The sequence below is a fragment of the Micromonospora phytophila genome (assembly GCF_023656545.1).
In the GTDB taxonomy this organism is placed as follows: Bacteria; Actinomycetota; Actinomycetes; order Mycobacteriales; family Micromonosporaceae; genus Micromonospora; species Micromonospora phytophila.
Map to the genome: position 1 here is coordinate 1 of NZ_JAMOKF010000144.1, position 12,414 is coordinate 12,414.

The window sequence follows — 12,414 nt, forward strand, 5'->3', positions numbered from 1 at the left end:
CGGCGGCGACGCGGCGGCGGGTGCTGGCCGAGCCGTCCACCACCACGGTCACTCCCGCCTCGGAGAGCGCCCGCAGGATCTTCTTGGCCTGGGCCGGAGTCACCTCGGCTGACTCGACGGTGCGCGCGAGCTGGGCCGACGTGAGCTGACCGCCGGCGCTCTGCGCGTGGGCGATCAGGGTGTCGGTGAGCGAGCGAACGTCGGCGCCGGTCTGGCGGGGTTCTGTCACGAATGACCTTCCGGAGGCGAAGAGCGAGCACGGCCGGGTCGCCCGGCGCAGCGGGGCACCGTGCCGGACGATGTGGTTGAGGGACCCCCGTGTCCCGGACCGGCCGGTGGTCGGCGGTCCGTGGCGCGGTGGCAGGGGTGAATTGTAACGCCGTCTGCGGCGATCATCCTGCGCCGCACGGCGGACCGGCGGCGGGGACCGCCGATTCGGCGCAGATCTGGACTTTGGAAGGATGATACCCGTGCGTGACCCGGAACACCCCGGTCGTGCGGGAAGGGGACGAACGATGGACCGCACGAGGCCGGCGCCGCAGGATCTTCTGGAGATCGCCGTCGATGTGGCCCGGGACGCCGCGGCGACCGCGTACCGGATGCGGGCCGAGGGCGTGTCGGTGGCCGCGACCAAGAGCACGGTCACAGACGTGGTGACCGCGGCCGACCGGGCGGTGGAGCGGCAGGTGCTCGACGCGCTGCGCCGGCTGCGGCCGGACGACGCCGTCCTCGGCGAGGAGTACGGCGCGGGCGAGACCGGGCCGGTCGGCCCCGGCGGGGTGCGGTGGATCATCGATCCGATCGACGGCACCGTCAACTACCTCTACGGCCTGCCGCACAGCGCGGTCTCGCTCGCCGCCGAGGTCGACGGCAAGGTGGTCGCCGGCGTGGTGCGCAACGTCAGCACCGGCGAGGAGTGGACGGCCACCGCCGGCGGGGGCGCCTGGCGCGACGGTGCGCGGCTGCGCTGCTCCACCGAGACCGACCTGGGCCAGGCGCTGGTCGCGACCGGGTTCGGCTACGACCCGCGGCGCCGGGCGCACCAGGCCCGGGTGATCGCCGAGCTGATCACGCAGGTCCGCGACATCCGCCGCCTCGGCGCCGCCGCGCTGGACCTCTGCCTCGCCGCCGAGGGGCGGGTGGACGCCTACTACGAGAAGGGGCTGGCCGCCTGGGACCTGGCCGCGGGTGGGCTGGTGGCCGCCGAGGCCGGCCTGCGGGTCTCCGGGCTGGGTGGGCTGCCGGCCGGACCGGACCTGGTGATCGCCGCCCCGCCCGCCCTGTTCGCGCCGCTGCACGACCGGCTCGCGGTCCTCGACGCCTCCGGCGGCCCCTGACCGACCGGACGCCCGCGGTCCGGCACCAGGTGTCCCTCGTCCGGGGGGCCGCATGCACGGGATCCCGTCCGGGCGCGATCTCCGGGCCGTGAGGGAGCGCGGGAGCGGATCGGGAGGCGGTTCCCAGCCGTACGCCCGGAGCGTCCGGGGTCCGGTCCCGGCCGGCCCGGGCGGGTCGGCGGGGAGGACGGACCCCGGACGGGGTGGCTTCAGTTCTTGTCGGTCATCGGGCAGGACTCCGCCGGCGCTACCGGCGCGCCCAGATCGCCCAGGGACTGGTTGACCTCGGTGGTGGTGGCCAGCTGCTGGAAGCCGCTGCCCAGCACCACGTCGACCACGTCGTCCTTGCGCTTGGGGTCGTAGTCGTACTCGGCGTTGTCGAGGAAGTACGCCCGCAGCAGGTGCGCCGAGCCGACGCCCTTCGGGCCGTACCGCAGCACGGCGATGTCGTCGATCTGCTTCTTCTCGTCGGCGGTCTTCTTGACCTGGAACTTGCGGTTGCGGAAGTCGTCGGCGATGTCCGTGGCCAGGCCGACCCTGTCGGTGCCGTTCAGCACGTTGATCTTGACGTCCTTGGGCTCGCGCAGGGTCACGTCGGCCAGTGGCCAGCCCTCGGGGCACCCGCCGGCGATGCCGGCGTTGCCCTGGGTGTCGCGGACCAGGGCGACGACCACGAAGACCAGGGCCAGCACCCCCAGCAGACCGACGACAACGAGTGCTCGCACTCGCGCAAAGCTCATCAGGGCGCTCCTGGAACGTGGTGGGTGGTGGCGGCGCCAGCGGTCGGGCCGCCCCGCCGGCCGTCGAGTACGCCGCTGAGGTTAACGGTTGTCCGGCCGTCGCGTGGAAACAGTCCGACATGCCGGCGCGCCATCCGGGAACCGGGTACTACTACCCCTATCTTCGTGTCGCCTGAGTCACATTGGGAACAACTTGGCGTGCAGGGGCGTACATCTCAGCCACGAGGGCGGTATACATGCCACGCCCAAAGGGGGGGGTAAGGTACCGCGCTCGCTGGGGGAGTTCCCCTGGCGGCCCCGGTCCGAGCGGTCATCGGGTCGGGTGACCGACACAAGTGGTGGCCGGCCAGCGGAACCGAAACAGCGTCGTCCGGCGTTACAACCGGAAGCGACAACATCGATATGGGAGAGTGAAACCGATGGCCACCGACTACGACGCCCCGCGTCGCGACGAGGTCGACCTCGGCGAGGACAGCCTGGAAGAGCTCAAGGCCCGACGCGTCGACTCACAGTCGGGCGCCGTTGACGTCGACGAGGCCGAGGTGGCCGAGAGCTTCGAGCTGCCCGGCGCCGACCTGGCCGACGAGGAACTGACGGTCAAGGTCCTGCCGATGCAGCAGGACGAGTTCCGGTGTGCGCGCTGCTTCCTGGTGCATCACCGCAGCCAGCTGGCGGTCGAGCGCAACGGAGAGCTCATCTGCCGCGAGTGCGTCTGACAACGCGCGTCTTCACCGGCGGCGGCTCCCTCCTGGGGGGCCGCCGCTGTCGGGTCGCCGTGCGCCGGGCGGGGCAACCTGCTTGACTCGTGACGGGTGGCCGCCAGGTCGGCGGCAGTCCATCCGGGAGGTCGGACCATGAGCGAGCGGAGCGGACCCGGCGGCACGCACGGTGCCGACGAGCCTCGTACCGACGACGTGCGCGAGCGCGGTGCGGACGAGCTGGGCGCCACCGTCGCGGCGCTGACCGCCGACGACATCGAGCCGGCCCGCCGGCGGCAGCTGCTCGGCCGGCTGGTCGGGCAGGCGCGGGCGCGCGGGGTCGCCGACCTGTTCAAGCCGAAGTCCGCCGTCCGCTGGATGGTCGACACGGTCGCCGAGATCGCTCCGCACGTACCCGTCCGGGACCTGGCCACGCTGCGCCGGCACTTCGACGGGCTGGACGACGAGGCGCTGGCCGACCGGCTGGTGCGCAACGCCGCCCGGACGACGGCCGGCATCGGCGCCGCCGGCGGTGGCGTCGCGGCCGTCGAGTGGGCGGTCACCCCGACCCTGCTGTCCGCGCCGGTCCTGCTGGCCGCCGAGACGGTCGCGGTGGTGGCCGTCGAGCTCAAGCTGATTGGCGAGCTGCACGAGGTGTACGGCGTCGCGATGCCGACCGGCGGCACCCCGCGGGCGGTCGCCCTGGTGCAGTCCTGGGCCGGCCAGCGGGGGATCAACCCGATGATGCCCGGCGTCGGGGTGGGTGCCGTGCTGGGCACCGCCGCCCGCAAGGAGCTCCGGGACATGCTGCTTAAGCGTTTCGGCCGCAACCTGACCACGCTCGGCCCGTTCCTCACCGGGGCCGCGGTGGCGAGCTACCTCAACCGGCGGGCCACCCGGACGATGGCCGACCAGCTCCGCATCGACCTGCGTCGCAAGGGCCCCGCGCTGCCGCCCGGCACCCCGCCCGCCCTCCCCGGCACCCGCTGACGGCGACCGCCACCGGCCAACCCCGCCGGTCGGTCGACGTGGTGCGGTGGGAGGCCGAGCCGACGGCACGACCGGTGCGGGGGTGTGGCGGCGGGGCGGGTCAGCCGCGGGCGGCGTCGCGGGCGGCGAGGACCGCCTCGGCCAGCTCGACCGGGTGACGGGTGCTGACCACCCAGAACGGGGTGGGGTCGGCCGGGTCGTCGAGGATCACCTGGACGGCGCCGGGAACCCACGGCCGCTGCACCACGAACGCCAACGGGTCGGCCCCGACCCCGAGCACCTCACGCCGGCCGGCGGCGTCCAGCGGGACGACGTCGGCGACGAACCGGACCGGCAGCCGGGCGTCGTCCACCCGCAGCTCGCCGTCGCGTACCGCGACCCGGATCCGGCCCAGCCAGGCCAGGCCGGCGACGGCGGCCGGCAGCAGCACCACGAACGGCAGCCAGGCGCGTACGCCCGGCGCCCCCATCCAGACCTCGGTGGCCAGCAGCGCGGCCACGGCCAGCCCACCCAGCCAGAGCCACCAGGGCAGGCCGAGCCGCTCGGTGTGCTCCGTGGGCGCCGCGGCGGACGGTGCCGGGGACGGCGAGGATGGCGACAGGCTCACTCCTCCGAGGGTACGGCGCACGACGGCCGGCGGAACCGGCAGGATGGCAGGGTCACCTGAGTGAACCGGACGGAAGAGGGGAACCGTGACAGACGTTGTACCCGTGCCCGTACGCCAGCTTGACCCCGAGCTGCCGCTGCCGGCGTACGCCCATCCCGGTGACGCCGGGGCCGACCTGGTGGCGGCCGCGGACGTCGAGCTGCCACCCGGCGGTCGGGCTTTGGTCCCGACCGGCGTGGCGATCGCGTTGCCGGAGGGGTACGTGGGCCTGGTCCACCCCCGTTCGGGGCTGGCCGCCAGGCTCGGCGTGACCGTGCTCAACGCGCCCGGTACGGTCGACGCCGGCTACCGGGGTGAGATCCTGGTCAACCTGATCAATCATGATCGGGACGTGCCGGCGAAGATCTCCCGTGGCGATCGGATCGCGCAGCTCGTTGTCCAGCGGGTGGCGCGGGCGGATTTCCAGCCGGTGGTCGAGCTGCCCACGTCCCGGCGGGGCGCCGGCGGGCACGGCTCCACCGGCGGACACGCCGGGCTGGTGCCGTCCCCGGCCGAGCCGGACGGGTCGGGCGGACGGCCGGCGGAGCCGGGGCGGTCAGGCGGACGGACAGAAGAGGTGGCAGGGTGAGTGTGAACAGCGGAGGGTGGGCGCAGTGATCTTCTCCCGTAAGCGGGCCGGTGCCGGACGGCACGCGAGTGACGAGCGGACCGAGCTCCTCGGCTCCCCCGAGGAGTCGATCCCGGCGACGCCCGCGCGCGGCCCGTACGACGCGTCGGAGGCGCCCGCCGGGGTCCAGCGGCTCGACCTGGGCAGCCTGCAGATCCCCGCGGTGCCCGAGGTCGAGGTGCGGGTGCAGGCCGACCCCGAGGGCGTGGTCCAGCAGGTCGTGCTGGTGCACGGCGAGAACGCCCTGCAGCTCGGGGTCTTCGCCGCGCCGCGTTCCGAGGGCATCTGGGACGAGGTGCGCGAGGAGATCCGCCAGTCGCTGTTCGCCGACGGCGCGGCCGCCCAGGAGGTCCAGGGGGAGTACGGCACCGAGCTGCACGCCCGGGTGCGGACCCCGGACGGCATCACCGACCTGCGGTTCGTCGGCATCGACGGGCCGCGCTGGATGGTCCGCGGCGTCTACCAGGGCGGCGCGGCCACCGACCCGGCCGCCGCCGGCCCGCTCGCCGAGTGCCTCGACGGCCTGGTGGTCGACCGGGGTCAGGAGGCGAAGCCGGTGCGCGAGCCGCTGCCGCTGCGGCTGCCCCGCGAGGCCACCGACCAGGTCGGCGCGGCGGGCACCGGGGAGCCGGCCGCCGAGGGCAACCCGGCACCCGAGCTCCGCCAGGCCTGACCGCCCGTCACCGGCCCGCCGGGACCGGTCCCGTCGGCGTACGCTGGCGGGAAGGTCCCGGCGTCGCCGGGTTCCGGGCCCCAGTGCCGGCACGGTCCGGCGAGCGTGGAGAGGGTGACGCGGAGGTCATGTCGACCGACGAGGGCCGGGGTTCGCTACGCCGCATGCTGCGACGGTTCACCGCGAGCGAGGCGGAGATCGAGGCGCAGGAGCTGCGCCGGGAGAGCGCCGAGCACGGCGGTGTGCCGGCCCGGCAGTGCACGCGGGGGCAGGTGGTCTCGGTCGCCGGGCGGCTCCGCACGGTGGTCTACACCCCGCGGACCAACCTGCCGACGCTGGAGGCCGACCTCTACGACGGCAGCGACGTCGTCACCCTCGTCTGGCTGGGCCGGCGGCACATCGCCGGCATCGAGCCCGGACGGCACCTGACCGCGCGCGGCCGGGTGGCCGTGCGCGACGACCGCAAGGTCATCTACAACCCGTACTACGAGCTGGAACCGCCGAAGTGACCCTGCGGGCGCGGCGGACGGAAGGCGTGCGATGACGACGGGACAGCACCGGGCGGCACAGCCGGAGACCGGGCCGGACGACGACGAGCGGCTGCCGAGCATCGCCGAGCAGATGGCCGACCAGCTCGGCGGCTGGCGGGGGCTGGTGGAGTCCAGCATCCCGGTGGTCGTCTTCGTGCTGGCCAACATCGTCGGTGAGCTGCGGCCGGCGGTGATCGCCTCGGTGTCGGTGGCGCTGGTCATCGCCGGGCTGCGACTGGCCCAGCGTCGACCGGTCCGGCACGCGGTCAACGGGCTGTTCGGCGTCGCCGTCGGCGCCGCGATTGCCTGGCGCACCGGCGACGAACGCGACTTCTACCTTCCGGGCATCCTCTACGGCATCGGCTACGGGATCGCTTTGCTGATCTCGGCGGCGATCCGGCAGCCGCTGGTGGGCTGGATCTGGTCGGTGCTGGTGGCCAAGGGGCGCTCCGAGTGGCGCGACGACCCCCGCCTGGTGAAGACCTTCACCGGGCTGACCGTGCTCTGGGGCGTGGTCTGGCTGGCCAAGGTCGGCGTGCAGGCCGGGCTCTACCTGGCCCACCAGGACACCGCGCTGGGCGTGGCCCGGCTGGCCCTGGGTTATCCGCCGTACGCGCTGCTGCTGCTGATCACGGTCTGGACGGTGCGCCGGGTGACCCGGGAGTCGCCGCCGGTCCCGGTGAGCGGCAGCTGAGCCCACCGGTCGGCGGTCAGCGGTTCTCGCGGGTCCGCTCGACGCTGTCCGGGCCGAGCACGACCGCGCGGACCGCGTCCTCCACCTCGGCGGTGCAGACGAAGATCAGCTCGTCGCCGGCCTCGATGGGGTCGTCCGGGCTGGGCACCAGCACCCGCTTGCCGCGCAGGATCGCCACCAGCGCCGAGTCGCGGGGCAGCGGCACCGTGTGCAGCGGCTGACCCACGTACGGCGCGGTCGGCGGCAGGGTGATCTCGACGAGGTTCGCCTCGCCCTGCCGGAAGGTCATCAGCCGGACCAGGTCGCCGACGGTGACCGCCTCCTCGACCAGGGCGGCCATCACCCGCGGCTTGCTCACCGCGACGTCCACGCCCCACTGCTCGGTGAAGAGCCACTCGTTCTCCGCCCGGTTGACCCGGGCGACCACCCGGGGCACCGCGAACTCCGTCTTGGCCAGCAGCGACACCACCAGGTTGACCTTGTCGTCGCCGGTGGCGGCGACCACCACGTCGCAGCCGGCGACGTTGGCCTCCTCCAGGCTGGCCAGCTCGCACGCGTCGGCCAGCACCCAGTCGGCGGCCGGCACGCGGTCGGGCCGCAGCATCTTGGGCTGGCGCTCGATCAGCATCACCTGGTGGCCGTTGTCGATCAGCTCCTGGGCGATGGACCGGCCGACGTTGCCGGCGCCGGCGATGGCGATCCGCATGCTCAGAGCCCTCCTTCCGGCGGCGTCGCCGCCACCGAGGTCACCGTGGCCATCACGTCGTCGGTGACCAGCATGAAGATCTGGTCGCCCTCCTGCACCACCGTCGAGCGGGTGGGCAGTGTGCCGATGCCGAAGCGGATCAGGTACGCCACCCGGGCCCCGGTCGCCTCCTCCAGGCCGCGCACCGACCGGCCGATCCAGTCCTTGTGCACCGGCACCTCGATGATCGACACCGTGCTGGTCGGGTCGCGGAAGATCTCCACGTTCCCCTCGGGCACCAGGTGCCGCATCATCCGGTCGGCGGTCCACCGGACGGTGGCCACGGTGGGGATGCCGAGGCGCTCGTAGACCTGCGCCCGGCGCTGGTCGTAGATCCGGGCCGCTACCCGGGACACGCCGAACGTCTCCCGGGCCAGCCGGGCGGAGATGATGTTGGAGTTGTCGCCGCTGGAGACCGCCGCGAAGGCGTCCGCCCGCTCGATGCCGGCCTGCCGGAGCACCTCGCCGTCGAATCCGGCGCCCGTCACGGTGATCCCGGCGAAGTCGGGGCCGAGCCGGCGGAAGGCGTCGGAGTCCTGGTCGATGACCGCGACCGAGTGCCCCCGGGACTCCAGGCCGTGGGCGAGGGTCGAGCCGACCCGGCCACAGCCCATGATCACGACATGCACCGCGTCCCCTCCTCAAAGGTGCGCACCCGCCCCCGACCGCTGAGCGTGTCGTCTGCGAGCCTGCCACGTTCCCGGCGCGGGCGCGGACCGACGGTACTCCGCCCGTACACCCTTCCGTGATCGGCCACCCCCACTGCACCCGCGCTCCTGGTCGTACTCTTGGCGGTTGTGGCCAGTCCCACCTCGCTGCTGAAGCGGCTGCTCGTCGGTCGACCGTTCCGGTCCGACCGGCTCCAGCACACCCTCCTGCCCAAGCGGATCGCGCTGCCCGTCTTCGCCTCGGACGCGCTCTCCAGCGTCGCGTACGCCCCCGACGAGATCCTGCTGACCCTCTCCATCGCCGGCGCCTCGGCGTACTTCTTCTCGCCCTGGATCGCCCTCGCGGTCGTCGTGGTGATGCTCACGGTGGTCGCCAGCTACCGGCAGAACGTGCACGCCTACCCCTCCGGCGGAGGCGACTACGAGGTCGCCACGGTCAACCTCGGGCCGCGCTTCGGGGTCGGGGTGGCCAGCGCGCTGCTGGTCGACTACGTGCTGACGGTGGCGGTGTCGGTCTCCTCCGGGGTGGCCAACCTCGGCTCGGTGGTGCCCTTCGTGGCCACCCACAAGGTGCTGATCGCGGTCATCGCGGTGGTGCTGCTCACCGCGATGAACCTGCGCGGCCTGCGGGAGTCGGGCAACCTGTTCGCCATCCCCACCTACGGCTTCGTCATCGTCATCGTCGGCATGCTGCTCACCGGCGTGGTCCGGGTCTTCGTGCTCGGCCACGACCTGCGCGCCCCGAGCGCCGACCTGGTCATCCAGGCCGAGCACAGTGTCAGCGGCTTCGCGCTGATCTTCCTGCTGCTGCGGACGTTCTCCTCCGGCTGCGCGGCGCTGACCGGCGTGGAGGCGATCTCGAACGGGGTGCCGGCGTTCAAGGCGCCGAAGAGCCGCAACGCGGCCACCACGCTGCTGCTGCTCGGCACCATCGCGGTCACCATGCTGGTCGGCATCATCTGGCTGTCCCGGCTGACGGGTCTGCAGTTCGTCGAGGACCCGGACCTGCAGATCGTCTCCGGCCCCGAGGGGTACGTGCAGAAGACCGTCACCACCCAGCTCGGCGAGACCGTCTTCGGCTCCGGCTCGATCCTGCTCTTCGTGGTCGCCGGGGCGACCGCGCTGATCCTCTTCCTGGCCGCGAACACCGCGTTCAACGGCTTCCCGGTGCTCGGCTCGATCCTCGCCCAGGACCGCTACCTGCCCCGGCAGCTGCACACCCGGGGCGACCGGCTGGCCTTCTCCAACGGCATCCTCTTCCTGGCCGTCTTCGCGATCGTGCTGATCGTCGGCTTCCAGGCCGAGGTGACCAAGCTCATCCAGCTCTACATCGTCGGCGTCTTCGTCTCGTTCACGTTCTCCCAGGCCGGCATGATCCGGCACTGGAACCGGCACCTGAGGACCGCGCGGGACCCGGAGTCGCGCCGGCGGATGGTCCGGTCCCGGGCGATCAACACCTTCGGCATGCTGATGACCGGTACCGTGCTGATCATCGTGCTGGCCACCAAGTTCCTGCTCGGCGCCTGGATCGCGATCGCCGCGATGGCGGTGATCTACGTGCTGATGCTGGCCATCCGCCGGCACTACGACCGGGTCGCCGTCGAGCTGATCCCGGACGAGGGGCGGCCGATGCTGCCCGCCCGCAACCACGCGATCGTGCTGGTCAGCAAGCTGCACCAGCCGACCCTGCGGGCGCTGGCGTACGCGAAGGCCACCCGGCCGGACACGCTCACCGCGGTGACGGTCAACGTCGACGACAAGGACACCCGGCAGTTGCAGGTCGAGTGGGACCGGCGGGACGTCGCCATCCCGCTGACCGTGATCGACTCGCCGTACCGGGAGATCACCCGGCCGATCCTGAACTACGTGGCCGGCGTCCGCCGGGAGTCGCCGCGCGACGTGGTCACCGTCTTCATCCCGGAGTACGTCGTCGGGCGCTGGTGGGAGAACCTGCTGCACAACCAGAGCGCGCTGCGCCTGAAGGGGCGGCTGCTCTTCGAGCCGGGGGTGATGGTGACCAGCGTGCCGTGGCAGCTCGCCTCCACCGCCGGCAAGAACCTGGACCGGCTGGACGCCACGCTCAGTCGCGGCCCGGCCCGCGGCCCGCGCATGGAGTCCCGCGGCACCCAGCCGCCGGACGTCCCGCCGGTGGCATCCGCGCCGCCGGGCGAGAGCGGCCCGACCGGTGGAGGTGGCAAGTGACCGCAGAGCGTGACGGCCGGGGCCTGGAGGAGGCCGAACGGGTCGAGCTGACCGTCGGGGCGGTCGCCCCGGGCGGGCACTGCGTGGCCCGGGTGGACGGGCAGGTGGTCTTCGTCCGGCACGCGCTGCCCGGCGAGCGGGTGGTCGCCGAGGTCACCGAGGTGCACAAGGGCTTCGTCCGGGCCGACGCGGTCACCGTGCTGGAGGCCGCCCCCGACCGGGTCGAGCAGCCCTGCCCGTACGCGAAGCCGGGACGGTGCGGCGGCTGCGACCTGCAGCACGTCGCCCCCGCCGCCCAGCTCGGCTGGAAGACCTCGGTGGTGCGCGAGCAGCTCACCCGCCTCGGCGGGTTGACCGAGGCGGAGCTGGAGGCGCTCGACGTCCGGGTCGAGGCGCTGCCCGGCGGGCCGCTGGGCTGGCGGTCCCGGATCCGCTACGCCGTCGACGGCGCCGGCCGGGCCGGGCTGCTCAAGCACCGCTCCCACGAGGTGGTGCCGATCGACCGCTGCCTGATCGCCCACCCGGCGATCCAGCAGCTGCCCGTGCTGAGCGCCGGCGGCACGCGCTGGCCGGACGCGGAGGCGGTGGAGACCGTCGCCTCGACCGGCGGCGACGTGGCCGTGACCGCGCTCACCGAGGGGGTGCCCCGGCCGGTGAGCGGCCCGGAGCGGGTCCGTGAGCGCGCCGCCGGGCGGGAGTGGGCCCTGCCCGCGTCGTCGTTCTGGCAGGTCCATCCGGCCGCCGCCGACACCCTGGTCGGGGCGGTCCTGGGGCTGGTGGAACCGCGGCCGGGGGAGACCGCCTGGGACCTCTACGGCGGGGCCGGGCTCTTCGCCGCGGCGCTGGCCGACCGGGTCGGCGACGCCGGCCGGGTCACCATGGTCGAGTCGGCCGAGCAGGGCGTCGCCGCCGCCCGGGAGAACCTGGGCGACCTGCGCCGGGTGGAGGTCGTCGCCGCCCGGGTGGAGACCGCGCTGGCGCGTCGGCGGATCACCGGCCCGGTCGACGTGGTGGTGCTCGACCCGCCACGCTCCGGCGCGGGCAGCCGGGTGGTGCGCGACCTGGTCGCGGCCGGCCCGCGCGCGGTGGCGTACGTGGCCTGCGACCCGGCCGCCTTCGCCCGGGACGTGCGCACCTTCACCGGGCTGGGCTGGCGGCTCGCCGCGCTGCGCGGCTTCGACCTGTTCCCGATGACCCAGCACGTCGAGCTGGTCGGCCTGCTGCTTCCGCCGGCCTGAGCGGGCCGGGGCGGGCGCGCCGAGGGTTCCGGCGACCCGCCGGGACGGCCTCGCTAGCCTGGCGCGATGAAGATCGTCGGGTTGATGTCGGGGACCTCGTACGACGGGGTGGACGTGGTCGCCGCGGAGTTCGAGGTCGAGGGCGACACGCTGTGGCTGCGCCCGCTCGGGCACCGCGGCCTCGACTACGACGACGAGCTGCGCGCCGACATCGGGGCGCTCCTGCCGCCGGCGAGGACCACGATCGAGGCGGTCTGCCGGCTGGACAACCGCCTCGGCGAGGTCTTCGCCGAGGCGGCGGCGGTCGGCGTCGACCTGGCCGGCGGGGCGGCCGACGCCGTGGTCTCGCCCGGGCAGACCGTCTTCCACTGGGTCGACGAGGGGATCGCCCGGGGCACCCTGCAACTGGGCGCGGCCGCCCGGGTGGCCGCCCGGGTCGGCGTACCCGTGCTGAGCGACCTGCGCTCGGCGGACATCGCCGCCGGCGGGCAGGGCGCGCCCCTGGTGCCGGCCTTCGACGCGCTCCTGCTGGACCCGGCCAACGGCGGCGACCCGGCCGGGGGCGGCTTGCGGCGGGCGGCGCTCAACCTCGGGGGCATCGCCAACCTCACCGTGGTCGCGCCGG

15 protein-coding genes are annotated in these 12,414 nt (G+C 73.9%); 10 read left to right on the plus strand and 5 right to left on the minus strand.

Annotated elements, in window-relative coordinates; all coding sequences use genetic code 11:
- Positions 1-229, minus strand: a 229-nt coding sequence (locus NCC78_RS17770) for an RNA polymerase sigma factor region1.1 domain-containing protein (protein WP_284706317.1), incomplete at its 3' end; no start/stop codon positions are given.
- A gap of 286 nt (positions 230-515) precedes the next feature.
- Between NCC78_RS17770 and NCC78_RS17775 the strand changes: the two genes are divergently transcribed.
- Complete coding sequence (locus NCC78_RS17775; protein ID WP_250795742.1) at positions 516-1,337, plus strand: inositol monophosphatase family protein; 822 nt, start codon at positions 516-518, stop codon at positions 1,335-1,337.
- A 209-nt stretch (positions 1,338-1,546) separates the two neighbouring features.
- On the opposite strand, the gene NCC78_RS17780 is transcribed toward NCC78_RS17775, so the two are convergent.
- A complete protein-coding gene (locus NCC78_RS17780; RefSeq protein WP_250795755.1) occupies positions 1,547-2,062 on the minus strand; it encodes a LytR C-terminal domain-containing protein in 516 nt (171 codons plus the stop codon).
- Positions 2,063-2,496: 434 nt separating this feature from the next.
- Here NCC78_RS17780 and NCC78_RS17785 point away from each other — a divergent pair, with 434 nt between their 5' ends.
- Complete coding sequence (locus tag NCC78_RS17785) at positions 2,497-2,793, plus strand: DUF4193 domain-containing protein (protein WP_007075406.1); 297 nt, start codon at positions 2,497-2,499, stop codon at positions 2,791-2,793.
- Between the two features lie 138 nt (positions 2,794-2,931).
- The gene (locus NCC78_RS17790; RefSeq protein ID WP_250795744.1) at positions 2,932-3,765 is read left to right on the plus strand and encodes a hypothetical protein; all 834 of its coding nucleotides are present in this window, start codon (positions 2,932-2,934) and stop codon (positions 3,763-3,765) included.
- 100 nt (positions 3,766-3,865) lie between these two features.
- Here NCC78_RS17790 and NCC78_RS17795 read toward each other — a convergent pair whose 3' ends face one another.
- Positions 3,866-4,366, minus strand: coding sequence for a DUF3093 domain-containing protein (locus NCC78_RS17795; RefSeq protein ID WP_250795756.1), 501 nt, complete (start codon positions 4,364-4,366; stop codon positions 3,866-3,868).
- 91 nt (positions 4,367-4,457) lie between these two features.
- On the opposite strand from NCC78_RS17795, the gene dut reads away from it, so the two are divergent.
- From dut to NCC78_RS17815, 4 genes are all read left to right on the plus strand, one after another.
- Positions 4,458-5,000, plus strand: coding sequence for a dUTP diphosphatase (dut, locus tag NCC78_RS17800; protein WP_250795745.1), 543 nt, complete (start codon positions 4,458-4,460; stop codon positions 4,998-5,000).
- Between the two features lie 25 nt (positions 5,001-5,025).
- Entirely contained in the window at positions 5,026-5,712 is a 687-nt protein-coding gene (locus tag NCC78_RS17805; RefSeq protein WP_250795746.1) for a DUF3710 domain-containing protein, read from the plus strand.
- A gap of 128 nt (positions 5,713-5,840) precedes the next feature.
- A complete protein-coding gene (locus tag NCC78_RS17810) occupies positions 5,841-6,221 on the plus strand; it encodes an OB-fold nucleic acid binding domain-containing protein (protein ID WP_250795747.1) in 381 nt (126 codons plus the stop codon).
- A 31-nt stretch (positions 6,222-6,252) separates the two neighbouring features.
- Entirely contained in the window at positions 6,253-6,936 is a 684-nt protein-coding gene (locus NCC78_RS17815; RefSeq protein ID WP_250795748.1) for a DUF3159 domain-containing protein, read from the plus strand.
- Between the two features lie 16 nt (positions 6,937-6,952).
- On the opposite strand, the gene NCC78_RS17820 is transcribed toward NCC78_RS17815, so the two are convergent.
- Both NCC78_RS17820 and NCC78_RS17825 read right to left on the minus strand, forming a co-directional pair.
- Positions 6,953-7,642, minus strand: a complete 690-nt coding sequence (locus NCC78_RS17820) for a potassium channel family protein (protein ID WP_250795749.1) — start codon at positions 7,640-7,642, stop codon at positions 6,953-6,955.
- Between the two features lie 2 nt (positions 7,643-7,644).
- Positions 7,645-8,310, minus strand: coding sequence for a potassium channel family protein (locus tag NCC78_RS17825; RefSeq protein ID WP_250795751.1), 666 nt, complete (start codon positions 8,308-8,310; stop codon positions 7,645-7,647).
- Between the two features lie 168 nt (positions 8,311-8,478).
- On the opposite strand from NCC78_RS17825, the gene NCC78_RS17830 reads away from it, so the two are divergent.
- The 3 genes from NCC78_RS17830 to NCC78_RS17840 form a co-directional block, all read left to right on the plus strand.
- Complete coding sequence (locus NCC78_RS17830; protein ID WP_250795752.1) at positions 8,479-10,551, plus strand: APC family permease; 2,073 nt, start codon at positions 8,479-8,481, stop codon at positions 10,549-10,551.
- Positions 10,548-11,789 carry a class I SAM-dependent RNA methyltransferase gene (locus NCC78_RS17835; RefSeq protein ID WP_250795753.1) on the plus strand — a complete coding sequence of 414 codons (1,242 nt, stop codon included), beginning with the start codon at positions 10,548-10,550 and terminating at the stop codon, positions 11,787-11,789. Before NCC78_RS17830 ends, NCC78_RS17835 begins: the two co-directional genes overlap by 4 nt.
- 66 nt (positions 11,790-11,855) lie before the next feature.
- On the plus strand, positions 11,856-12,414 hold a 559-nt coding region (locus tag NCC78_RS17840), incomplete at its 3' end, for an anhydro-N-acetylmuramic acid kinase (RefSeq protein WP_250795754.1).